The 21,592-nt window shown below is 62.2% G+C and carries 22 protein-coding genes and 1 pseudogene; 6 read left to right on the top strand and 17 right to left on the bottom strand.

Annotated features, from left to right (window positions below; all coding sequences use genetic code 11):
• Nucleotides 1–7 precede the first annotated feature (7 nt).
• The 11 genes from ACQ858_RS20240 to ACQ858_RS20190 form a co-directional block, all read right to left on the bottom strand.
• Nucleotides 8–1,261 carry a hypothetical protein gene (locus ACQ858_RS20240; protein WP_431274343.1) on the bottom strand — a complete coding sequence of 418 codons (1,254 nt, stop codon included), beginning with the start codon at nt 1,259–1,261 and terminating at the stop codon, nt 8–10.
• Between the two features lie 17 nt (nt 1,262–1,278).
• Nucleotides 1,279–2,976: a DUF1156 domain-containing protein gene (locus ACQ858_RS20235; protein WP_431274342.1), complete on the bottom strand. Its 1,698-nt coding sequence runs from the start codon at nt 2,974–2,976 to the stop codon at nt 1,279–1,281.
• A gap of 14 nt (nt 2,977–2,990) precedes the next feature.
• Nucleotides 2,991–4,049: a type II toxin-antitoxin system antitoxin DNA ADP-ribosyl glycohydrolase DarG gene (gene darG / locus ACQ858_RS20230; RefSeq protein WP_431274341.1), complete on the bottom strand. Its 1,059-nt coding sequence runs from the start codon at nt 4,047–4,049 to the stop codon at nt 2,991–2,993.
• Between the two features lie 18 nt (nt 4,050–4,067).
• Nucleotides 4,068–4,718 (bottom strand): type II toxin-antitoxin system toxin DNA ADP-ribosyl transferase DarT, encoded by a 651-nt coding sequence (gene darT / locus ACQ858_RS20225; RefSeq protein ID WP_431274340.1) that lies wholly within the window; start codon nt 4,716–4,718, stop codon nt 4,068–4,070.
• Nucleotides 4,715–5,341, bottom strand: a complete 627-nt coding sequence (locus ACQ858_RS20220) for an anti-phage-associated DUF3780 domain-containing protein (RefSeq protein WP_431274339.1) — start codon at nt 5,339–5,341, stop codon at nt 4,715–4,717. The genes darT and ACQ858_RS20220 overlap by 4 nt, the downstream gene beginning before the upstream one ends.
• 2 nt (nt 5,342–5,343) lie before the next feature.
• Nucleotides 5,344–8,469 (bottom strand): anti-phage-associated DUF499 domain-containing protein, encoded by a 3,126-nt coding sequence (locus ACQ858_RS20215; protein ID WP_431274338.1) that lies wholly within the window; start codon nt 8,467–8,469, stop codon nt 5,344–5,346.
• Nucleotides 8,469–8,663: a hypothetical protein gene (locus tag ACQ858_RS20210; RefSeq protein ID WP_431274337.1), complete on the bottom strand. Its 195-nt coding sequence runs from the start codon at nt 8,661–8,663 to the stop codon at nt 8,469–8,471. Before ACQ858_RS20210 ends, ACQ858_RS20215 begins: the two co-directional genes overlap by 1 nt.
• A gap of 283 nt (nt 8,664–8,946) precedes the next feature.
• Complete coding sequence (locus ACQ858_RS20205) at nt 8,947–9,855, bottom strand: OST-HTH/LOTUS domain-containing protein (RefSeq protein ID WP_431274336.1); 909 nt, start codon at nt 9,853–9,855, stop codon at nt 8,947–8,949.
• Nucleotides 9,856–9,918: 63 nt separating this feature from the next.
• Nucleotides 9,919–11,781: a DUF262 domain-containing protein gene (locus ACQ858_RS20200; protein WP_431274335.1), complete on the bottom strand. Its 1,863-nt coding sequence runs from the start codon at nt 11,779–11,781 to the stop codon at nt 9,919–9,921.
• A 354-nt stretch (nt 11,782–12,135) separates the two neighbouring features.
• On the bottom strand, nt 12,136–12,366 hold the full coding sequence (locus tag ACQ858_RS20195) for a helix-turn-helix domain-containing protein (RefSeq protein ID WP_431274334.1): 231 nt from the start codon (nt 12,364–12,366) through the stop codon (nt 12,136–12,138).
• 229 nt (nt 12,367–12,595) lie between these two features.
• The gene (locus tag ACQ858_RS20190; protein ID WP_431274333.1) at nt 12,596–12,823 is read right to left on the bottom strand and encodes a helix-turn-helix domain-containing protein; all 228 of its coding nucleotides are present in this window, start codon (nt 12,821–12,823) and stop codon (nt 12,596–12,598) included.
• Nucleotides 12,824–13,232: 409 nt separating this feature from the next.
• Between ACQ858_RS20190 and ACQ858_RS20185 the strand changes: the two are divergent.
• The 3 genes and pseudogenes from ACQ858_RS20185 to ACQ858_RS20175 form a co-directional block, all read left to right on the top strand.
• Nucleotides 13,233–13,595, top strand: a pseudogene (locus ACQ858_RS20185) (polysaccharide deacetylase family protein); the annotation flags it as partial.
• A gap of 84 nt (nt 13,596–13,679) precedes the next feature.
• Complete coding sequence (locus ACQ858_RS20180; protein WP_431274332.1) at nt 13,680–14,666, top strand: Bug family tripartite tricarboxylate transporter substrate binding protein; 987 nt, start codon at nt 13,680–13,682, stop codon at nt 14,664–14,666.
• A 10-nt stretch (nt 14,667–14,676) separates the two neighbouring features.
• Entirely contained in the window at nt 14,677–15,246 is a 570-nt protein-coding gene (locus tag ACQ858_RS20175) for a tripartite tricarboxylate transporter substrate-binding protein (protein WP_431274331.1), read from the top strand.
• A gap of 93 nt (nt 15,247–15,339) precedes the next feature.
• Here ACQ858_RS20175 and ACQ858_RS20170 read toward each other — a convergent pair whose 3' ends face one another.
• From ACQ858_RS20170 to ACQ858_RS20150, 5 genes are all read right to left on the bottom strand, one after another.
• Nucleotides 15,340–15,663, bottom strand: a complete 324-nt coding sequence (locus tag ACQ858_RS20170) for a hypothetical protein (RefSeq protein ID WP_431274330.1) — start codon at nt 15,661–15,663, stop codon at nt 15,340–15,342.
• A gap of 147 nt (nt 15,664–15,810) precedes the next feature.
• The gene (locus tag ACQ858_RS20165) at nt 15,811–16,173 is read right to left on the bottom strand and encodes a carboxymuconolactone decarboxylase family protein (RefSeq protein WP_431274329.1); all 363 of its coding nucleotides are present in this window, start codon (nt 16,171–16,173) and stop codon (nt 15,811–15,813) included.
• Between the two features lie 100 nt (nt 16,174–16,273).
• A complete protein-coding gene (locus ACQ858_RS20160) occupies nt 16,274–16,777 on the bottom strand; it encodes a hypothetical protein (protein ID WP_431274328.1) in 504 nt (167 codons plus the stop codon).
• Nucleotides 16,778–16,779: 2 nt separating this feature from the next.
• Nucleotides 16,780–18,006, bottom strand: a complete 1,227-nt coding sequence (locus ACQ858_RS20155; RefSeq protein WP_431274327.1) for a YeeE/YedE family protein — start codon at nt 18,004–18,006, stop codon at nt 16,780–16,782.
• 84 nt (nt 18,007–18,090) lie between these two features.
• Nucleotides 18,091–18,663, bottom strand: coding sequence for an NnrU family protein (locus ACQ858_RS20150; protein WP_431274326.1), 573 nt, complete (start codon nt 18,661–18,663; stop codon nt 18,091–18,093).
• Nucleotides 18,664–18,757: 94 nt separating this feature from the next.
• Here ACQ858_RS20150 and ACQ858_RS20145 point away from each other — a divergent pair, with 94 nt between their 5' ends.
• Nucleotides 18,758–19,486 (top strand): glutathione S-transferase, encoded by a 729-nt coding sequence (locus ACQ858_RS20145; RefSeq protein ID WP_431274325.1) that lies wholly within the window; start codon nt 18,758–18,760, stop codon nt 19,484–19,486.
• Nucleotides 19,487–19,497: 11 nt separating this feature from the next.
• On the opposite strand, the gene rsmI is transcribed toward ACQ858_RS20145, so the two are convergent.
• A complete protein-coding gene (gene rsmI / locus ACQ858_RS20140; protein ID WP_431274324.1) occupies nt 19,498–20,433 on the bottom strand; it encodes a 16S rRNA (cytidine(1402)-2'-O)-methyltransferase in 936 nt (311 codons plus the stop codon).
• Here rsmI and ACQ858_RS20135 point away from each other — a divergent pair.
• Together ACQ858_RS20135 and ACQ858_RS20130 are read left to right on the top strand one after the other, a co-directional pair.
• The gene (locus tag ACQ858_RS20135; protein ID WP_431274323.1) at nt 20,433–20,813 is read left to right on the top strand and encodes a YraN family protein; all 381 of its coding nucleotides are present in this window, start codon (nt 20,433–20,435) and stop codon (nt 20,811–20,813) included. The genes rsmI and ACQ858_RS20135 overlap by 1 nt on opposite strands.
• A gap of 121 nt (nt 20,814–20,934) precedes the next feature.
• A complete protein-coding gene (locus tag ACQ858_RS20130; RefSeq protein ID WP_431276909.1) occupies nt 20,935–21,570 on the top strand; it encodes an SIS domain-containing protein in 636 nt (211 codons plus the stop codon).
• The last annotated feature ends 22 nt before the right edge of the window (nt 21,571–21,592 follow it).

Here is a 21,592-nt window from a genome sequence, read left to right as displayed (position 1 = left end):
CAGGGCCTTACTCGCCGAAGCGCAGATTTTTGAGGCGTGCGCCCAGTACCTCGGCGGCAGAGCGCACCTCGGATTCGGGAGCCTTACGCTCGATGAAGGCCAGCATGTCAACCAGCAGCGGCCGGACTTCGAGAAAGTCCGCCATCTCGGCGCGCAGTTGTTCGACGATGACTTGCGCCACGGTGTCCTTGAGCAGTTGCTGCAAGGCAATGATGAGTTGTCCCAGCCGTGTCATGCCGATCTCGGTGGCATCCGTCAGATCTCGCGAAGCGTATTCGCTGATGCGCTTGAGGCGTGCGTTGTTGGGCCGCATGTCGCCCATCACACGGGCATAGTCCAAAACGCGGAAGGCCTTGGCGAAGTTCTGATAGTTGTCCAGCTTGGCCGCACCTGTGGTTTCCATGTCCATCATCCGCAGCACAAACCGCTCGATGCCGGTGAGGCGCTCCCAGGCGTCGACGGTAAGGCCCTCGGGCACTAGCAGGCTGGATGCAGTTTCCGCTGCCTGTTGGACGATTTCGTCCACCACGGTCACTTCTCCACGTGCGCGAGGGCGCAGTGCAAAGGACGTGACGTCTTCATCTCCGATCCGGGTGTAAGCGGTCAGCACCTTGAGCGCCGCTGCGTAACCGGCCATCTGCAAGTCGGAGTCACCCCACACAGGCTCGCCATGGCTGGCCTGCACCGTGTCGTTGAGATGCATCATGGTCTCGATCTGGCGCGCCACCTCTTGGCGCACAGCAGGCAACAGACGCTGCTTAAAACCGGTGCGCTCACCTGCAGCGCGTTTTTTCAGCATCAAGATGACGGTGCCCTGGACGAATGCGCCAACCTTGCCTGACGTGGTTTCAGTCGCGATGTACCACGCAGCGACCACCTGCAAGCCTGCCGCCCAGAAAATTCCAATGAGGTCACCCCATACGGCGGTGTCTTGATGGGTGAACATCACGCACTGCATGCCGTTGTTGGGCATGTGTTCGGCCATCGCTTTGTAGGCGGCGACCATCCCGTGCCGAAAGTCTTCGCCGGAACCCTTGATGGCTAATGCGCGCCGCGAATCCCACACCCAATCATCGAAGGGTTCGGGTGAGTTCCTACGCAGCCAAGCGATAAAGAACTCAGTGATCTCGTGGTAAATGACAGCATCCGCATAAGGAGGGTCTGTAATATAAAGCTCACAATTTTCAGCAATCTTGGCCGCCTCGGATGATCGGATAACGGCATCCCCCACAACTGGTGGACGGTCATGAATGTCAGGCACTCCCACGAATACCGGTGCTAGATAAGGCCATGCCCTAACCCCCAGTTCATTGGCGTATTTAGGGCTTGATCACTAAAAACTTGAGCGATTTTTGGCATTCGCCCAGGCCCCGGAAAAGTATCCCAAATGCAAAGTTTTGCTGATCGTTGGATTGCATCTGGGAGAAATGCGATCACCTTGCTTTGTAGGCCTTTGTCCAGTTTTGAGATTTCCCTCCGTACCAACGCCAACATAAGCAGTTGTCTAGGGGAGAAAAGGTGATGCCAATATGTCCACCCGCGAGTTCTGATGGGTTCTTCCGTCTTGTCGCCCGTCTCGATTTCCATATTTGGAATAAGCCCCTTCGCGTGCCAGGCGGACAGATTTTTGGCAACTATGGACTCAACCAGCTCATCATTGAAGATATCGTCTGCTGTGGGTGCGGCAATAAGAACCTCTGGCCGCGCTTTTCCCGACGAGTCCTTGATCGCCCACATAATGGCGTATAGGCGTTCTTGGAAAACGTCATCCGGGCGAGGTTTGAAATCATCTTCGCCCCATCGCCGCAAGCGGTTGCTCGACGATCCATCTGGCAAGCGATAATCTCCCCGCAAGGTCTTAATTGGGGTTCTAAATGATTTTCCGTTGAGCTCGTAAATCATCTCACCATTTTGAAGCGTTCCTTTTTGGGCGGCTTTCATTTCGGCATTTGACGCGCCGCGGACAATTTCGATATCGAAGCGTTTTTTCTCAAAATCTGGATTCAAACGCGCAATAACATTGCCGGTTTTTGCAACGATCCAACTGGGTGCGATCGGTACTAGCCAACCTGTTTCCGGGCAGCGCGCCTCAAGACAATAGAGGTATGCCTTGGCACGATTTCCTTGTTTGTCGTGCTCGATGCCAAGCCTCGTGATTTCCTCATCTACGGCTTGGGCAACATGCTCTTGCGCCTTTTCGATTTCGGCCCGATTTTCTTTGCTTGAGCCAATGATGTTCAAGGCACCCCAGGTCAGCATGCAGGCGATTGGGTTGAGGTCTGAGGCGTAGACGTCGCAGCCGATCCGTGCGGCCTCGAACGGGATGGAGCCACCGCCGCTGAAGGTGTCGCCGACACGTGGACGATGACCGTAGCGCAGGATGCCCAGTTGTTCCACCAGTTCTGGTAGGGATTTCACATTCACGCCCAGATGCGCATAGTGACGATTTACCTCAGCCCACACTGGCGTATAGAGCCAATCCTGATCCACCTCCTCTGGGCGCTTGCCTAGACTTGCCTTTTCTTCGTAGCTCGATAGCGTGGCCAGTGCGCGGCGGTACAAGACAAGCTTATCGTCGTCTTCGATGTCGCGACGCCAACTACGCCCGCCGAAGTAATGTTCCGGATCGGAAATCGGAATCAACTCTTGCAACTTGGTTGCTGAAAAGGCATTCGCCGCCAGCGCTCGCCGCGCCAAGCTCTCGTCATCAAAAGCCATGAGCTTTTCGAAAAGGACGAGATCTGCCTCCGCATCTTCCGTCGGAGGTAATAGGCTGCCGAGTACGATGGCACGTACAAGGATCAGAGGCTTGCGGCCTTTCCAGTACGAACCTAATGCTGTGAGTGTTTGCCCCGCGCCAGCCTTGCGTTCCTTTTGCGCCTCGAATGACACCTTCTGAGCGGGGAAGACGGTCTCGATGAGCGTGGGCGCATCTTTCAGAGCCAAGGGCGTGAGGGCAATTGTTGTTTTCTGCATTCCCTGATGAATCCTTAATGGGCCGAAGCCACTTCAGGCGACAGCCAGCCTTGGGAGCGCAGCCGCTCTTCGGCAATGGCAAGCTGACGAGGCGTGAATTGCCGCTTGCGAGCATTCCATTCATAGACTTGGCGCTCCACGCCCTCGTGCTGTGTGGCGCCCTCGCGGCTCATCACCCAATGTACGGTGGCCAAAAGTTCCAGCCCGTAGGGTGACTCGAAGCCTTCCACTAGCTTGGTCACACGCTCGAAGCGGGCACGGCTGATGTAGTGCTGATCCAAGTAGTCCTTGGCGTCTTCCACTGCGCCGGGCACCAGTGTGAGTGGTTTGTCAGGCGCATCGCCACCGTCGGCATAACCCGCGATCAGATGGCCTTCCACTGCCTTCAACACATGCCGAAGGTTCTCAGCGTAGGGGCCGTAGTGATGCTTGACGTACTGGAGACGCAGGGGTTCACCGGCCTCCTGCATGAAGTACATCAGCTTGTGGACTTCCAGCAGGGTGACGAAGGGGTCGAGCAGGCCACCGAGGTAGCGCTGCATCAGCTCCACCAAGGCGGCGCGGCCCGCCGTCATTTTGGGCACCTCGCGCACATGCGCCATCTTGTCAATCGCCGGTGCGCCCTTGGGCTCGAACACTAGCACCCGTACGTCAGCAAGCTCTGCCAGCGCAAGTTCAATGCGAGGACGCACCTCGTTCCAGTCCAAGCCGCCCAAGCCTGCACCCAGCGGCGGAATGGCTATGGAACGAATGCCCTTGTCGCGAATGACCTTGACTAGGTCGACAAGGCCCGTCTGGATGTCCTCGATGCGGCTTTTGCCGCGCCAGTGGCGCTTGGTCGGGAAGTTGATGATGAAGCGCGGTAGGGTGAGCTGCCCCGTCTCAAAAACGAACATGCGGCCAGGCTGCACGGCTTCGCGCTTGCAGGCCGCTTCGTAAGCCTTGAAGTTTTCGGGGTAAACGTTCTTGAACTGCAAGGCGATGCCACGCCCCATCACACCGACGCAGTTGACGGTGTTGACCAGGGCGTCGGCCTCACATTGGAGGATGTCGCCCGAGGTGTACTCGATCATGGCTGTGCTCCTCATATTTCAGTAATACCAGTCCGGGCGCACTTCAACCGTTGGCCGGTGTCCGTGTGCCGGAAGGGCGTTAACAACTTGACCGTAGATGGCCGCCGAGTGAACGCCGATGCGTTCGATCAAATGCCAGGGGAAGCGCTGTTGCAGCAGGAACTCGGCCTGCTTGCCTTCCTTGTGCGCCCGCCAGTCGCGGGCTTGCACGGCAGTCCAGTTGATCTCGTTCAGTCGCTCGAGGTCGTTACGGTCTTCGAAGAAGTATGAACCCGCGTTCGAGAGGGTGAATGCCCAGCGCGTAGCTTGCGCATTGGCCCACGCAACGACCGCTCTCAGATCGGCTTCAAAATGCACTACAGGCCCTTGCCCGCCGCGATAGGCCATCTCCGGATGGTTGCCCTGATAGATTAGATAGAGCATGACGGAGCGCGGGCAGAAGTAAAACGGCACGCAGTCCCCAACGTGAAGGTCGGGGTGGCTGCTGAGGCGCAGTTCGTTCAAGCGCCGCTGCTTGATGCCGTTCATGCCAATGGTGGTGCCCGGCGGCACGCGTCGCACGATCTCCGCATCACACCACAGAAAGCCGTCGGCCACGATGGAGGGAAGACGATCCACATGGGCGATGTGGTAGATCTTAGGCTGCGGTGGCACGAGCACGGCGTTCATGGCGCTTGGTCTCCGAACAGACCCAAGGAGGCCTGGGCAACATCCTGTTCAACCTTGCCACGGCGTGCACGAGGAGCAAGCAGTTCGCTCTGCGCCACATCGCCCAAGGCGTGTTTGAGCGCAGCGCGCCAGCCCTTGACCGCGTCCATTGCCCCGCCGGTACTCATAGCCGTCATGCCGAACAGCCACCAGCGTTCCTCCGGGCGCAGCGCCAGCCAGTTGCGCACGGCCACCGGAATTTTCTCCATCTCCATCTGTTCGACGGCCCAGGCCAGTACGCACAATTCCTTGCCGAGCAGGCGATCCAAGGGGTTGTCGCCCACCTTCCAAGCACCGGGCTTGATGCCGTGCGCGGACAGGCGGGCGTTGAAGGCACGTTGCACCTCGGCGCGAATGGCTGTCCAGCGCGGGCGATCCAGTAGGACGCGGTCGATCACCGCGCTGTCGCTGCTTGCCGCCTGCAAGCCCAGGTGTTCGCTGATCTGCACCTTGCCCGAACTGGCTTTGGGAATGATGACCTTGAAGTGATGAGGATCAGAAGTCGCAGGCACGCCAAAGCCCAGCGTGTGCAGCACCTGAGCACGCGCCTTAGGCGATGGAGTGTTGGCTGCGGCTTTGGCCATCCTCATTCCTCCTGATTGATATCGCCAGGCTTCAGCTCAATTCCGGCGAGCTTGGCGAACTCCTTGAGCGCAAAACCGGTATCGAAGGCAATGCCGTCGGCAATGGCGATATTGAGCGGTGCGTCGGGCTCCTTGAGCACTTCACGCAGACTATTGACCACACCTTCGATGATGGCGGCGGTGACTTCGCGATCCTGAAAGCGCACGGTCACCGTGTTCTCGCCCTCACCGATCTCGACGCGCACACCCTTGAAGCGCGTCCCCGGCTGATCGCGGAAGCGGTTGATGACACCGAAGACGCGGTCGGTGGTGTCGAGAGCAACGCGCTTGCCTTGAAGGCGTGCGGGCTTGCTGTCGACGATCTGCACCGTCCTATCGCCGCTGGCCGGGATCTGGAAGTCCGCCGTCTTGTTGGCCTCGCCCGCGCGGGCAAATACCAGCAGGCGGCAGCTTGCGGAACCGATCTCGAACGGCGCGTCGTAGCGGGTGCCGTCCTTGGGGTTGGAGCCGTCCAAGGTAAAGAAGATATCGGCGTGCGGTGTGGCCGCTATGGTGACACGGCGCTTGTCAGCAGCTGGTTCGACCTGATAACGAATCTTGAGGTCGGCGAGCCAGCGAGTGGCCGGGCCGCTTTCATAGCGCCCAGTGGGCTCCTTGACCACAAAGTAGACCGTGCCCTCGCCGGTGGTGAAGTTGTCCAGGTCTTCGACTTTGTTGTTCCTATCGGAAACGTCGGGCTTACTCGACCAGTAGACGACGGGGCTGTCGCCTGCGTGGCGTGGCGTAAGGCTGAGCACCGTCTCGCCAGTGTCTGGCTTGACGTTGATGACAGAGACGTTGACGGTGGCCTTGTCCTTGGGAAACGGCCCCTTCTCGATGTAGCCGTCCTCGCCTAGACGCCAGCGGCCTTGCTTCAGGGCATCGGCCTTGAGCGCATCCAGCCCGCTGGCACCCGGCATCCATGGCCAGATGGGCGAGCACTTGGCGCGGGTGGCGACATCCTTCCAGGGCGTGCGACGGTTGTCCTTGCCGGAAGGCCACAGGTATTCCTCCGCCTGCGCGAAGTACTCGTCGAGGTTGTCCTTGCCCAGTTCGGCCACGAGTTTGTAATCGGCGCGCGGGCTTGCCAGCAGTTTTTCAATCTGCGCTTCGGCTGACTGATCGCCCTGGCCGAGCTTGAGACCCTGGTCAATGGTGACCCCAGCGAGCACGTCGCGCCCGTCCACCGGATCATTGGCAGGGAAATACAGGCGGTTATATGCCGCCGACAGCGCCTTGCCGAAGCGATCTTCCGATTCCTCGAAACGGTCGCGGGCTTCCTCGAACAAGGTGTCGCCTGACTTGAGGCGCTTGTGAATTTGCTCGATGGCGTAGAGGTCACGCAGCCGTTCTTCAACCGCGTCGGCCAGCAGACTGTCCTGGCCGCTCAGCACCAGCAAGTTGTTCTTCTCCTGCTGGTATTCGAAGAAGTTCTGCAATTCGCTGGGCGGCACCTTACCATCCGGCTTGATGACGACCAGCGTGCGTGGACCGCCGAGCTTGAGTTCATCCAGCCTGGGCAGCACCTGCACGTCCTGATAGGCGATCTTGCTGTCCGGTGCGAGGATGCCGGAGAGGCGGTTGATGAGCGCCTGATCGATCTTGGGCTGCGGAACCTCTTTGGCATTGCGCTCTATCTGGCGTGAGAGGTTCTCGGTTTCTTTGACGAAAAAGCGTTGCTCTTCACGGTGGAGGTACCACGCAGATTCGCGTAGACGCTGCAAAGCCTGCAGGAATTCGTCCGGCTTGCGCTGGGGCGCGGTCAGGAACTCGATCAGTTCACTCTCCGACAGGCCAATACGGCCGCCGACGGCGCGGGAAAGACTGGACGACAGAAGCAAGGTCATGAGCTGCTGCGCGGCATCGCCAGCCAGTTCGACATCGATGTGCTCGGCAATGGCATTGCCTACGTCGGCGATGTCGCGAGTTACCGCAGGCATCAGCTTGGGCGCAATGCGCTCGATCTCGTCCTTGACCTGCTCGTCATTCAAGTTGAGATGCTGCGTGCCGACCAGGAAGACATCATCCGCTTCGCGCTCATCCACACTCTTGAGCAGGCGCGCGGTGAACTGCATCAAGCCTCGAGTTTGGCGGAAGCCTTCGTTCTCCTTGAACAGCGCGACAAGGTGCTTGAAGGACGGATGGAAGGGATATGTTTCCCGGACCTGCTCGGCGATCTGCTCGATGCTGCTTGCAACGATGTAGCCGCCGTCCTCGGCTTTCTTGATCTGCTGCGCGTACTCCTCCGCGATGTCAGAAACGACACGGTCATCCGGCAGATCGTCAATGAGGCGCTTTTTCAGGATTTCGTAGATCTCATTGCCCGCCAGTTGCACCGGCGTGATGGTCATTGCCTGACGACGGGTTTCCTGCTGCAGGTTTGAGACGGCGTCGGCCAGCGCCTTGGTCTGGGCCTTGTAGCTGCCCGATAGGTTGGCGATCACGATCGCGCAGTTGGGCAGCTCCAGGGCGGCGCTCATCAGACTAGAGAGGCTGTAGACCGCCATGTTGGCTAGCGTGCCTTTGCCGAACACCTGCGTGCTGGCGTTGTCCAGATAGGGCGGCAACTCGTCCAACAGGATCAGGGTCGGCTGGTCGCCGATGATTTCCTTCCATTGGCGCTGATCGACGGCCTTCGGCCCGTTCGCCCAAAACGGCTTGATGGCTTCTGAAGCCCCGAGCTGGGTGGCGATTTCCCCCCAAATGAAGTTGTCGGGGTTGTTGCGGCCGTTGAAAGCGGCGATGCGTGCGTGGCCGAATTCGATGCGCGAAGCCAGATCGGCAGACAGAACTTCCTTGCGGAGGTGCGGGTGCCGGGCGAGCAACCCTAACGCGATCATCATGTGCGTCTTACCGCCGCCCATCGCCTGGGTCAGTTCGAAAACAGCCTGGTCGGACTTGCCGGACAGACGCAGCAAACCCTCACGGAAAAGCTGATCCATGCCGTGGGTGACGAAGTTGCGCGAGAAGAACTCGCGGCCGTCGCCCGCATCATCGATGAGGTCTGAGAGGTTCTCGATGCCTTGGGCCATCCGATAGTCCCGAATGATCGGGTTAAACCGGCAGGCTTGTTTGACCGTTTTGATCACTAACGCACTCCGTGGTTGTTCTTGATTTCCTCGGAGAGCGGAATCGCAATACCGCGCTGCTCGCAGTAGTTCCGAATCAGTACCTCGATCATGTTTGCTATAGACCGATGTTCCTGATCCGCTGCCATGCGAAGTGCCTCTTTCAGCCCCGGGTCAATGCGGAACGTCAGCGTGGCCGTCTTGCTTGTGCTCATACCCTCTCCAGATACTGCAAATGTACTGCACTTCGCAGCTAGAGATTCGTGTGGGCATTCAGGTTCTACTCGTCTGCACCGCTAGGAGGCAGTTGAACTCGCGACCCTCGAATGGGTGTCCTTGTTCAACACCACCGCCTGCTCGAACGCGGTAGCCATGTCACGCCTCCAGAGGCGAAGCCTCCGTCCCGTACAGCGATACCGGGCAGCCGATGCAACACGACGTAGGGAATCACGGCGAGCCCGACACCGGCCGACCATGGCATCAGGAAAACCAGGTCGATCACGGTGAGCCCTCGCGGCTTCGAAATAAGGTTCGACCCGATTTCAGATCGTCGCTACGCTCGCGCCGCACTTCGAACTCTCGGCACTCGTGCAACACATGCCGCCAGCTGCTGCAGCCATATCGCTTGGGTGTGTGCTCGGGATGAATCTTCACTATGTGCCCAATCGCCTCCGCGAGATCGACCCAACCCGCCTTCGCGAGCGTCGTTTCAGCCGTACGCAGGTGGCGGACGATCCCGCTGCATGGCCACTCGACCGTTCCATTGGGATGGATCCCGAACAGGACGAAGTCGGCGTATGCCGAGCTCGCCATGAATTGGGCCGACATCTTCCGGGATTCGTCCATTCTGAACGCCCAATCTCGCAACTCGGCGTAGTGCCGATCGATTACGGAATAGCTCTCCGTCAGGTGCGCATCGGCGGCACGGCAGCCTTCCTCATCCCAGAGGTTGAAAGAACCAAGCAAGTGGTGGACAAGTTGGTTGCGCAGGTCGACTAGGGCCTTGAGGCCTGCGACCACCTTTTCAAACTCTTCAGGCTCAAGCGTCAGTTTCACTTCGGCGCGAAACCAGATGCGCTTGTCGTCGCCCGCCTCCCAATCAACTTCGTTGGCTCCTCTTGCAGCGGGGTCGACGTCCAGATACGTGTCGCTGAGTTCGTTCACGAGTTGTCCAAGCGTCATGCGCGAGACCGTCTCAGCGCGCTTTTGCTTGCTCGCCTCTAGTTCGTCCATCGGGCCGGCCAACTGGCAATGCGTCGCTAGCGCCTTCATGAGCTGTTCGTACTGCTGAAGTCTGATGAGGCAGCGGCCAAGCTTGCGCTGTACCTCTCGCTGCAAGACGACAACAGACTCCGGCGCCGTCAGTTCTGGTGGCGCAATCGGCTGTGCGGCGATCTCGTTCGTCATGCGTCAAAGTTACCGCTCAAACCTGAAGTCTTCGAATCCTTTCCGATTTCCGGCGATTCGGCATCAAGCGATGACTGCACTCGAAGTGACGGCCTGTCCATCTCGGGCCGTAACCTGGTCAAGTCGCTTCCCATTGATCTTCCAGGTCTCCATGGCTAAGGTCAACAGCAGGGCTTGCCGACTTTTGATGTGCTCGGGACTCCAACTGTCGAAATCGAATCCGTAGTCCGTTTTGATGCGGTTCACCGCAGTGTTCTTGCCGACCAAGTAAGTGTGGTCCAACAAGTTGGTGCTCAGCAGACTCGACTTCGCATACTCGGTTTGCTTTTGCGCAAACCAGCTTCCCTCCAAGTCATTGAAGTTGTTGACTGCCTGATTGATCAGGCCTTCCAAGAGCGTCACGTTGCCCATGCGGTGCACCAAGTTTCCATACTCGCCAGGCGTGGCCGCATAGGTGACGGGAATGATTCCATTCTTGGGTTTCTGGGGCAGGATGTGTTCCACCTGCAAGTCGCCGAGCAGTGCCAGCCCCTTCAGCGGCATATGAGCCTTTGCCAGCAAGGTGTTCTCCATTTGGCCCAAGACGAACCTGAGGCGGTAACCTGGTTCATAGGCCGAGTGCCGTATGTTGAGGAACACCTCCTTGAACTGGGCTAACTTGCCCAAGAGGTACGGCAGGATGGTAGTCTGCACAGCGTCGGCGATGGCTGCTTCATCGCGCAACCCGCGCAGACTTGCGGCCCACTGGGCAAACAGTCGTTCGTTGTACTTTGCCTGGATACCCAAGGAGTTGCTGAAAAAGAAGAAGCTCTCGATTTGGCTGGCGAGGTAGTTGACCGCTGTAGTGGATGCGCTGTTGTCGAGTGCCAGCAGCAAAATTAGGTGCTGGCGCGAGCGGTACTTGTTGATGTAGCCAATGCGCGTCACCTCGGGGAACGTGCCGCCATCTTTTAGGAGTCCTGTCGCCTGCACCAACTCGGCGTACCGACGGGCCACCTTTTCCAGTTCCATCGCTAGGGCGTAGGGCTTTTCTTCGTAGTTGAGCGCCGTCTTGCCTGCGGGCGAAATGATCCACTTGTAGATGTCGTCTTCGCGTAGGGTGCCATCGTGGTAGCGTGCCATCAGGAAATAGCGCAGAAACCGCAGGGGCTTGTCGTCCTCGCCCGCTTTCTGCAGATGATCGGTCAGTTCCTTCCACTTCTCCTTGATCTTGGTGAACTCAGCATCCTTCGCTTTGCTGAAGAGCAAGTTCTTCACCAGGTCCATTGCATTGAGACCCGCACCGCGCTGATTGATGGTCTCGAAAATCTTCAAGGCGCCGCTCAGATTCTCCGACTCAATTACCACCAAGTCGATCTTGGTCAGGAAGTACCGAGAAAACTCTGTCAAGGCCTCCGCACCCTCTTGAAGATAGTCTGTCAGCTCCCTCCTGATGCGCTCGTAGGCACCGCGCATCTTTCGAATCGACGCCGACATTTCTCCCTTGTAGGTCTGCCCTTGAATCAAGGTGGACAAAAAGTCCTTGCTCTCCTCGTACTGCAGATCCAGCCGTAGTTGCACTTCATCCGATTCCAGATCAAAGGTGGACAGCCATTCCGAGATGGTCTGGAGGTATTTGCGTTGCTTGTCTTCGAGGGTGAGTGGCTTGAGCAGGTCGCGAAAGGCGCACATGGTCAGCACGATCGTCGTCAGGCGCTGTTGACCATCGATCACGTCGTACTTCTCTCCGTTCTTGACGATGATGATCGAGCCGATGAAGTAGCTGCTCTGTTCCTTAGTACCGGGCTCGAATTCGTTGTCGATGTCCACTAGGAACTGCTCGACCTGGTCGTCCACCTTCCAAACGTACTCGCGTTGATAGTCCGGTACGGCGAAGAAATAGTCCTTCAGCTTGGCGATGTTCTGGACTTGAGCCTTGACTTCCATTTGATTGTTTCGCTTTCTTCTAGGTTGTTCGAGTGCTTGCAGGTGCAGCTTTGTGTCGTTCTATTGTTGAACGTCAGTCTCAGTGGCCGACGCGGACTTGCGCCCTTCCGTGAAGTCCTTCACGGTCTGTTCAACCCGGGGCCGCCGCCACCCTCCAATTTTTGGCCGGCGCTTGAGCTCGCCAATAGTCATTTCGGCATCCCAACTACGGACGGCGGTGGTGATTCCTCGCTGGGCCCACTGCGTCGGGCCGCTCAGGATGGGTTCCCGAAGGAGCGACTGCGTGGAGAACGATTCGTTCGCCATTGGATCTTCGAGGGCGTGCTGGTACGACCAGCGCAGTTGCTTGGTCGTCTACGAAAGCTGATCGATAAGCGTCGAAGGCGAAACACCGAGCGCCTTGCACACCTCGATGAACTCGATCACATCGAGTTTCCGCTCCCCGTTCTCATACTTCGACACGAACGACTGCGGCCGCTTCAGGAGCGCGGCGACCTGCGCTTGCTTGAGTCCCGCGTCGTCGCGCGCCTGCGCCAGCAGCTCACGAAGCTTCGTATGGGGATTTGGTTGCAGTCCGCGCGGCACGCAGGCGAACGTACATCCTGTTTTGGAATATCCCGTTTTGGGATACTATGGACCTCGAAGCGAGGAGCCGCCGGTTATGGGTCTCGTCAACTTTCGCGCCTCTGAAGGCAACAGTGAGGCGCCTTGCTGGAAGAGCTAGAAATGCATCTTCAGAGAGAGAGCATGAGCGTTCATCTTCAGCCAAGCTCATCTGCTAATGCGCTCGGAACGGTGGCAACCCGGTCGCACCTCAGTACTCCCGCACCTTCTCGAACAGTTCAAACACCGTCAGCCCGAACGCATTCGCGAGCACTTCGATCGCATTCAGCGTCGGATTCGCCCGACCGTTCTCGATTCTGCTCAGATACGTCTGAGAAAAGCCGCAGTGCTCGCCAAACTCAGTTTGGTTCAAGCCGGTGGCCTCGCGCAGCGCACACACGCACAGGCCAAGCTGTTGGGAAAGAGTCTTCTTCTTCACCCCCAGAATTTCGGTTCTATGCTCTAATTGGCATACAAACTTATTCGCATAATTTGTGCCTGCCACCTTGGACGATGACCACAGAGCCGTCGCCAACGCTTGGTCGCTTCACGCTGCAAAGAGAGGCGCTTTCGCCTTTCGATTTCAGGGAGACAGAATGAACCGCACACAGAATTCTTCGCTGCCGTAGCGCCACCGCTACGCACGGGCCGCCTTGCTACGCCGCCCGCATACCCCTCTAACTCGATCTCGCCACGGTTGGACCGCGCGTGTTTACGCCTGTCTGTCGACAGCGCTCGCGGCCTGACGCCACAGAGGTGTCGCCGACCACGGCAGACACCTGCACCGCACCACGTTTGTCCGTGGAGCCCCTCGCTCCGTTTGTTCCGCAACCCAGGGAGAAGATCAAATGACCAAGGCAAAGTCCAAGGAAATCCATGTGTGCTTCGGCGTCGACGTGGACGCCGTATCCGGCTGGCTGGGCTCGTACGGCGGCCAGGATTCGCCCGACGACATCTCGCGCGGCATGTTCGCGGGCGAGGTCGGGGTGCCCCGCGTGCTGAACCTGTTCGAGTACCACGACATCAAGGCCACCGCGTTCACCCCCGGCCATTCGATCGAGGCCTTCCCGGCGCAGATGCAGGCGGTGGCCGATGCCGGGCACGAGATCGGGCTGCACGGCTACAGCCACGAGAACCCGATCGCGATGTCGCCCGAGCAGGCCAGCCGCGTGCTTGAGCGCCCGCGTCCAACGAGCAATGCATGCCCATGGACGCCACCATCACTTCGCTCGGCGACGCCGCGAACGGTCTGCAGCATCTGAAATGAACTTCAACATCAACCACAGGGAGTCAACATGCATCGCTTCATCAGGTATCTACTCGCTCTCACCGCAGCCCTCGCGCTGCAAACCCAACCAATCACCACCGCACACGCCCAACCGACCTACCCCACCAAGCCCCTCCGCATGGTCGTCGGCTATCTCCCCGGCGGCGCCGCCGACAACGTGGCACGGCTCGTCGCGAACAAGCTCGGCACCGAACTCGGCCAGCAGGTCATCGTCGACAACAAGCCCGGCGCAGGCAGCACGCTCGGCACCGCAGCGGTGGCCAAGTCCGCGCCCGATGGCTACACGCTGCTGATGGGCAGCACCACCGGCATATCGAGCGCGCCGCATCTCTACAAGAACCTCCCCTACGACCCGCGCCGCGATCTGGTGCCGGTGGCGCTGGTCGCGCAGATGCCGCAGGTGCTGGTGGTGCATCCGTCCGTGCCGGCGACGGACCTGCGGGGCCTGGTCGAGTGGATCAAGAAGGGCGGCACGCCGGTCAACTACGCGAGCTTCGGCAACGGCACCAGCGCGCATCTGACGATGGAGTTGCTGAAGAATGCGGCCGGTCTCGACCTCCGGCACATTCCGTACAAGGGCAGCTCCGCCGCGTTGACGGACGTGATCGGCGGGCAGGTGCTGGTGGCGATGGATACGTTCCAGGCCACGCAGCCATTCGTGCAGGCGGGCAAGCTGCGCGCCATCGCGATGAGCGGCAAGGCGCGTTCGAGTCTTGCGCCGCAACTGCCGACCTTCGCCGAACTGGGCTATCCCGCGATGACGCTGGGGCTGTGGTTCGGCGTGTTCGCGCCGGCAGACACGCCGCGCCCGATCGTCGACGCGCTGACCGATGCGCTCACGCGCTTGATGCAGACGCCCGGCATGCGGGCGCAACTGGCGCAGCAGGGCGCCGAACCGATGCTGCTCACCGGCGTGGCCGCGCGCGACTTTCTGGGCACCGACCGTGCGCAATGGGCCGAGGCGGCGCGTGTTTCCGGTGCGCGGCTGGATTGAGGAGGCCGCCATGGAATCCGATCTGGCTTTCCCCCATCGCCCCATTCGGCTGGTCGTCAGCCATCTGCGCAGCGACGCCATCCATGGCATCGCCCGTGTACTCGCGCGCAAGCTGAGCCTCTATCTCTGTCAACCGGTCGAGATCGACAGTCGGCCCGGCACCGGTGGCTCGCTGGGTCTCGCGACCTTGGCGCGCTCGGCGCCGGATGGCTACACGCTGTTGATGACCAGCGCCCGGACGATGTCGATCTCGCGCTACCTGTTCAACCATGCGCCGCTCGATCCGCCCGGCGGCTTCGTGCCGGTGGTGCTGATGTGTCCGCTGCCGCAGGGGACCGTGAAGGCATGCCGACCCATGCCCGACGTGCAGCGCAACATCGACTGGCTGATCCAGCGCGGCAGCCAGATCGAAGGCGTCTACGCGCCGCCGGGCACGCCCCGCGCCATCGTCGACAGGCTGGCCCTTGGCATCACGCGCATGGTGGGGACCTTCGACGTGCACGAAGAACTGGACAAGCACGACATCGATCTCGTCGTGCTGACGGGGCCGGCGCTTCGTGCGTATCTGGATGGCAAGTGATGCCACTGTTGTAGGCTGCAGCTGGCGCACGATCTGTGCACGGCGTTTCCGGATATGAAGGGCTTCTCGCCGCGCAACCTCAAGCTCTGATCCTCAGAGGGGTTCGGACAAGGTCCTGAGTCCCAGCCAGGCCGCTGCGATCACCGCGTTCACCGACACGCTCAAGGCGCTCGGCACATAGAAGAGCGCCGAGACCGCCGGTGCACCAAGCAGGATTTCGACGACGCCGCCCAAACCGAACAGCAGCATCGCGCAGCAGAGCCAGCGCCACATGTAGGTGAGAAGCCAATGCGCCTGCGACTGGTTGTGCCGCCGCGCCGCGGAGCGCTCGAGAACATTGCCCTGGGTGACGTCCAGGAACAGCCACTCGAAGAAGAAGTAGCGGTACAGCAGAGTGCGGAATGTCAGCTCGTGCACGATCCATGTCCTTCCGATGGCTGGTGCTCCGTCCCAGCCGTCATTCTGCTGTGAATCCGGTGAATCGCTGTAGGCGTCTTCCTTTCAGACAAACCCCTAGATCGGGTCCCCCAGCTGCAGCTGATCGTGAGGAGTCGGACCCGTGACCTACCGGGCCGCCGCCTGCGAGAACTCCTGGAACGCCGCGACCGCGTTCGCCGCATACATCAGCGACGGGCCGCCGCCCATGTAGGTGACCACGCCGAGCGCCTCCTCGACCTCCTGCCGCGTGACGCCGAGCTTGACGAGCGTCTGCATGTGGAAGCCGATGCAGGGATCGCATCGTGCGGCCACGCCAAGCGCCAACGCGATCAGCTCCTTGGTCTTGCGGTCGAGTGCGCCGTCCGACGTCGCATGCCGGCCGAGCTCGCTGAAGCTCTTCATGACCTCGGGGGTGCCAGCGCGCAGGCTGGCAAGGTTTGCGGAAACAGTCTGCGTCAGATCGCGGTACTTGGTGGGTGGGTTCGACACGGGCGGCCTTCGTTTGAGTAGCTGCTTGCATCATGGGGGCGAACGGGAAACCGGCCATGACGCAGATCAAGAGAAGGAACCGGCCGCATGGCGGCGCGCGTCAGAGCTCGCTGGCGTCGCGCAGCTGGCGCTGCTTGTAGATCAGGCGCAGGTTCGCCCGGTGCGCATCACCGGTGCGCTGCAGGACCACGTCGAGCTCGCCGCCGCTCCACGCCACGGAGGTGCTGCCCGGGTCGAGGGCCGCGAGTTCGGTTCCGAAGGCACCCCGACCCCATTTCAGCAGCGCCGAGAACGCGGCCTCGCCGCCGTCAGCCAGGCCTTGCGCCGAGGCGTCGTATTCGACGCGCCTCAATTGCCCATCGGCGAAGTAGAAGGTCGGCTTGAACACCAGCCCGGCGATGGGTGCGGGCTCGCCGCGCCAGCTGCCCAGGAGTCCGCCCGACAGCCGCTGTGGGCGCGACACCGGTTCGGCGGCCGGCAGCGCGGCGTGCAGCTCCGGCGCGGTCATGCCCAGGTGCACGCCCGGTGGCAGCGACTGGGCGTGGGCGGCGAGCGAGGCCAGGCTGACGAACGCGCCAAAGGACAGGGAATGGAAAAGACGCACGGTCAGCAGCCGGTGTTGCGCACCCGCTCCACTTCCAACCCGAACAGCGGCCGCAACCGCGTGCCGAGCACGTTGCCCGCAAACGCGCAGACCAGCCACAGCCAGCCGTGGATGCTGCCGGAGACGATGCCGCTGAAGTACGCACCGATGTTGCAGCCATAGGCGAGGCGCGCGCCGTAGCCGAGCATCAGGCCGCCGACCACGGCGGCGACGATCGAGCGCATCGGGATGCGCCACACGGGCGCGTAGCGGCCCGCGAGTGCGGCGGCGGCCATGGCGCCGAGCACGATGCCGATGTCCATCACGGTGGTCACGTCGAAGCTCAGCGGCGCGGACAGCGCGGCGGCGTTGGGGCCGGCGCTCCAGTACTTCCAGCTCGCGATGTCGACGCCGAGCGCAGCGGCGCCCTTCGCGCCCCACAGGGCGAAGGCCGAGGTCACGCCCCACGGACGGCCCGCGAGCGCGAGCGTCGCGAAGTTGAGCACCGCCAGCGCAACCGCACCCGCGATCAGTGGCCAGGGGCCGTGCAGCCACGGCGACGCATGCGCGGGGCGTGCGGGTTCATTGACGAGGCGCCCGTGGCGGCGCTTCTCGATCATGATGGTGAGCGCGGCGATGCCGGCGAACACCAGCAGGTTGAGCACGAGCGCGGTGCCGACGCCGAGGGTCTTGACCAGCGACATCGGCGCGAGCTGCGGCATCGAGGTCCAGAAGGGCATGTGCGCGGTGGCGATGACCGATCCGACGATGAACCCGATCAGCGTGATGACCATGCGCGTGCTGCCGCCGCCCACGGTGTAGAGCGTGCCCGAGGCGCATCCGCCGCCGAGCTGCATGCCGATGCCGAAGATGAAAGCGCCCACGATGACCGAGGTGCCGGCCGGCGAGACGAGGCCGGTCACCGGCTGGCCGAAGAGCGTGCCGGCCGACAGTGCCGGGAAGAACAGCATCACGCCGACGGCGAGCATGACCATCTGCGCGCGCAGGCCCGCGCCGCGGCCGTCAGCGATGAAGACGCGCCATGCGGAGGTGAAGCCGAAAGCCGCGTGGTAGAGCGTGACGCCGAGCAACGCGCCGACCACGTAGAGCGCGGCCCGGCGAACGCTCACCGCCTGCGCAAGGTACACGGCGCCGAGCGCGACGAGCAGGATGGCGATGGTCAGCGGCTTGGGGTTGATGGGGACGAGACGGCGCGGTGCTTGGCCCGCGGTGGGAGAAATCGAAGACATGGGAAGACCGTTTTTTATTGGGGGCCGATTTTCAGGGATTCGCGGAAGGCTTGATCCGGGAGGGACTTCTCGCGGCCGCGCCGGTCACAGCGGCGAAACGCCGATCAGCCGCGCATGCGCCCAGAGCAGGAAGACCACGTACACCACCAGTCCGCCCACGAACGCGATGACGTCGTTCACCGCACTCGGCGGTGCGCCGGGCACCTTGTGCGGAACGGCCCGGTGCTTGATCGAGATGCGGTCCGCGACCGCCCAGGCCAGAAAGCCGCCGAAGAGCAGCACGTCGGCCAGCGTGCCGTTCGCGAGCAGGTGCGCCGTGGCCCAGAACTTGACCGCGAGCAGCATCGGATGCTTGGCGGCGCGCTGGATGCGGCCCGGCAGATAGGCCGCGAAGAGCAGGGGGAACACCGGCAGCATCAGCAGCAGCGCGAGATGCCGAAGCGCGACCGGCGGTGTGTAGAGCTGCACCGGCGCCTGCCGGGCCAGGCCGTAGCCGTAGATCAGCAGTGCGAAGCCGATGATCGAGACGAGCGCGTAGACGCCCTTGAAGGCGCGCTCGCCGCGCCGTTCGATCTGCGCCGCGCGCCAGCCGGGCGCGACGATCGACACCGAGTGCACACCGAGGAACAGGACGAGGCCGAGGACGAGCAGGGTCATGCAAATGCTCCGACGAAAGAACGGCGCATTGTGGGCGATTGCGCCGCCGGTGTGTGCCCTTATGCTGCGTGCCTGATCTGCCTCGGAGCGACTCATGGCCTATCAACTTCATTACTGGCCCACGATCCAGGGCCGCGGCGAATTCGTCCGTCTTGCGCTCGAAGCGGCGGGCGCTGCGTATGTCGACGTGGCGCGCGAACCGCCCGCGAAGGGTGGTGGCGAATCGGCGCTGATGCGCAAGTTGCTCGATCCGGACAATCCGCGCCCCTCGTTCGCGCCGCCTTTCCTGGTCGACGGCGACGTGGTCGTGGGACAGACGGCGGCGATTCTTCTCTACTTGGGCCCGCGTCTCGGGCTCGCGGGGGTGGGCGAGCTGGATGCGCTCTGGACGCATCAGATCCAGCTCACGATCGTGGATGTGGTGGCGGAGGTGCACGACACGCACCATCCGATTTCGACCGGTCTCTACTACGAAGACCAGCGCGAAGCGGCGCTGGAGCGTGCGAAGGCGTTTCGCGACGAGCGGATTCCGAAGTTTCTCGACTGGTTCGAACGAATTCTCCAGCGCAATCCAGCCGGCGATGGGCATCTGGTCGGCGATTCGCTGAGCTATGCCGATCTCTCGCTGTTCCAGCTCGTGGCGGGGCTGCGCTATGCCTTTCCCAAGGCGACGGCGCGGGCCCTGGCGCACGCGCCGGCGGTCGTGAAGCTGCATGCCAACGTGGCCCGGCGCCAGCGGGTGCACGACTACCTGCAGAGTCCCCGTCGCATCTCGTTCAACGAGGAGGGCATCTTCCGGGCCTATCCCGAACTCGACGGCTGAGTTCTCGCCTTCTAGTCGCTGGCTTCGTCCCGCAGGCGCAGGGCCTCGTCGTAGAGCGCATTGCGCGGCGCACCGCTGATCTCCGCCGCAAGGCGGACGGCGCTCTTGAGCGGCAGTTCCGCCAGCAGCAGGCGCAGCACGCGCTCGCCTTCGCCGTTCTCGCCGGTGGTCACCGGCTTGGGATGCAGCACCAGCGCGAACTCGCCGCGCGTGCGGTCGCGGCTTTCGGCAAACCATGCGGGCAACGAGGCAGCGGTGACGGTGGCGATTTCCTCGAACTGCTTGGTCAGCTCGCGACCGACGGTCACGCGACGGTCGCCGAGCACCGCGAGCGCGCGCGCCAGTGCCTCGATGCGATGCGGTGCTTCGAGCAGCACCACGCTGCGCGGCTCATTGGCCAGCGCGAGCACGGCGGCATCGCGCTCGCCGGCCTTGCTCGGGAGGAATCCGGCGAAGACGAAGGCGCTGGATGGCTCGCCTTCGGCGACGAGTCCGGCTGCGCCGACCAGTGTGGTGACGCTGCTCGCGCCGGGCAAGGGCAGCACGCGAAGACCAGCCTCGCGCACCGCGGCGACAAGGCGCGCGCCGGGGTCGCTCACACCGGGCGTGCCGGCGTCGCTGACGTAGGCGATGCGCTCGCCGTTCGCGAGCCGTGCGATGACGGACTGCGCCGCTTCGGCCTCGTTGTGCTGGTGCACCGCGAGTAGCCGCGCCGAAGGGCTGTCGATGCCGTAGGCGCGCAGCAGGCTCTGGGTATGGCGCGTGTCCTCGCAGGCGATGGCGTCGACGATCTGCAGCACATGCAGCGCGCGCAGCGTGATGTCGGCGAGATTGCCGATCGGCGTGGCGACGACGTACAGCGTGCCCTGCGGATAATGCTGCGCGCCCGCAGCGTCGCTCGCGGCCTGAAGCGCGGCGCCGAACGAAGCGGGAGCGAGGGAGTTCAATGGGTTTTCTCCAGAACAACAAGACAACGACCAAGGAGCGCGGCGATGCGGCCGAGGATGCCGCGCTCGATCATCTCCAGGCCGCGGGCCTGCAACTGATCGCGCGCAATTATCGAACGCCGGGCCGCGGCGGCGGCGAGATCGATCTCGTCATGCGCGATCCGCGCGATGGCACGCTGGTCTTCGTCGAAGTGCGCCAGCGCGCATCGGGCACGCACGGCGGCGCGGGCGGCAGCATCACCGGCGCGAAGCAGCGGCGCATCGTCTTCGCGGCGCGGCACTATCTGAGCCGCCTCCGCACGCTGCCGCCATGCCGTTTCGACGTGGTGCTGGTCGAAGACCGCATCGAGTGGATCCAAGGCGCCTTCGACGCTGAATAGCGAACGATGAGTCCAGGAATCCCGCGGAACCGGCTCCGCCGGGCCGCTGGGATTGCCCCCTTGAGGGGTGGAGAGCGACACGAAGTGCGCGAGCCTGGGGGTGGTCGTTATCATCCGCGCCATGCTCGAGCAACGGATTCAGCAGCACTTCATCGACAGCGCCGACCTGAAATACCAGGCCGGACCTCTTCTCGAAAAACCCATCACCCAGGCCACGCAGGCCCTGCTCGCCTGCGTGACCAGCGGCGGCAAGATTCTTTCATGCGGCGCCGGCGTCTCCGGCTTTCTGGCCGCGCAGTTCGCAACGCAGTTCGTCGGCCGCTTCGAGCGCGATCGGCCCGAGCTTGCCGCGCTGGCCTTGCAGGGCGATGCTGCCGATCCGTCCTCCGACACGCCCGGTGCCTCCGACCCCGACCGCTACGCGCGGCAGGTGCGCGCGCTCGGCCAGGCCGGCGACGTCTTGCTCGCACTGAGCGCGAGCGGCCAATCGGCCGCCGTGCTCGCGGCAGTCGAAGCCGCGCATGCACGCGACATGACGGTGATCGCGCTGCTCGGAAACGCGGGCAACACGGGCGGCGGCAATGGCGGCGCGGTGGGGCGCGCACTGCGCGAGACCGACGTGCTGGTCTGCGTGCCGCACGAGCGCGCGGCGCGCATCCACGAAGTCCACCTGCTCACGCTGCATTGCCTGTGCGATGGCGTCGATGCGCAGCTGCTCGGCGACCAGGACACCGATTCCTCGCTGCTGTCCGCCTGAGCGGACACGCGCGCACGTCCAT

Origin of the sequence: Variovorax ureilyticus (assembly GCF_050632185.1) — a bacterium.
Taxonomy (GTDB): Bacteria; Pseudomonadota; Gammaproteobacteria; order Burkholderiales; family Burkholderiaceae_C; genus Variovorax; species Variovorax ureilyticus_A.
Note: the sequence above shows the minus strand (reverse complement) of the source record. Positions and strands in the feature narration are given on the sequence as shown.

Excerpts from the sequence above, each read along its gene's own strand:
- ACQ858_RS20235 (WP_431274342.1), bottom strand. The coding sequence starts at position 2,976 with ATGCAGAAAACAACAATTGCCCTCACGCCCTTGGCTCTGAAAGATGCG.
- darG (WP_431274341.1), bottom strand. The coding sequence starts at position 4,049 with ATGATCGAGTACACCTCGGGCGACATCCTCCAATGTGAGGCCGACGCC.
- darT (WP_431274340.1), bottom strand. The coding sequence starts at position 4,718 with ATGAACGCCGTGCTCGTGCCACCGCAGCCTAAGATCTACCACATCGCC.
- ACQ858_RS20220 (WP_431274339.1), bottom strand. The coding sequence starts at position 5,341 with ATGGCCAAAGCCGCAGCCAACACTCCATCGCCTAAGGCGCGTGCTCAG.
- ACQ858_RS20210 (WP_431274337.1), bottom strand. The coding sequence starts at position 8,663 with ATGAGCACAAGCAAGACGGCCACGCTGACGTTCCGCATTGACCCGGGG.
- ACQ858_RS20205 (WP_431274336.1), bottom strand. The coding sequence starts at position 9,855 with ATGACGAACGAGATCGCCGCACAGCCGATTGCGCCACCAGAACTGACG.
- ACQ858_RS20200 (WP_431274335.1), bottom strand. The coding sequence starts at position 11,781 with ATGGAAGTCAAGGCTCAAGTCCAGAACATCGCCAAGCTGAAGGACTAT.
- ACQ858_RS20180 (WP_431274332.1), top strand. The coding sequence starts at position 13,680 with ATGCATCGCTTCATCAGGTATCTACTCGCTCTCACCGCAGCCCTCGCG.
- ACQ858_RS20175 (WP_431274331.1), top strand. The coding sequence starts at position 14,677 with ATGGAATCCGATCTGGCTTTCCCCCATCGCCCCATTCGGCTGGTCGTC.
- ACQ858_RS20155 (WP_431274327.1), bottom strand. The coding sequence starts at position 18,006 with ATGTCTTCGATTTCTCCCACCGCGGGCCAAGCACCGCGCCGTCTCGTC.
- ACQ858_RS20150 (WP_431274326.1), bottom strand. The coding sequence starts at position 18,663 with ATGACCCTGCTCGTCCTCGGCCTCGTCCTGTTCCTCGGTGTGCACTCG.
- ACQ858_RS20145 (WP_431274325.1), top strand. The coding sequence starts at position 18,758 with ATGGCCTATCAACTTCATTACTGGCCCACGATCCAGGGCCGCGGCGAA.
- ACQ858_RS20135 (WP_431274323.1), top strand. The coding sequence starts at position 20,433 with ATGGGTTTTCTCCAGAACAACAAGACAACGACCAAGGAGCGCGGCGAT.
- ACQ858_RS20130 (WP_431276909.1), top strand. The coding sequence starts at position 20,935 with ATGCTCGAGCAACGGATTCAGCAGCACTTCATCGACAGCGCCGACCTG.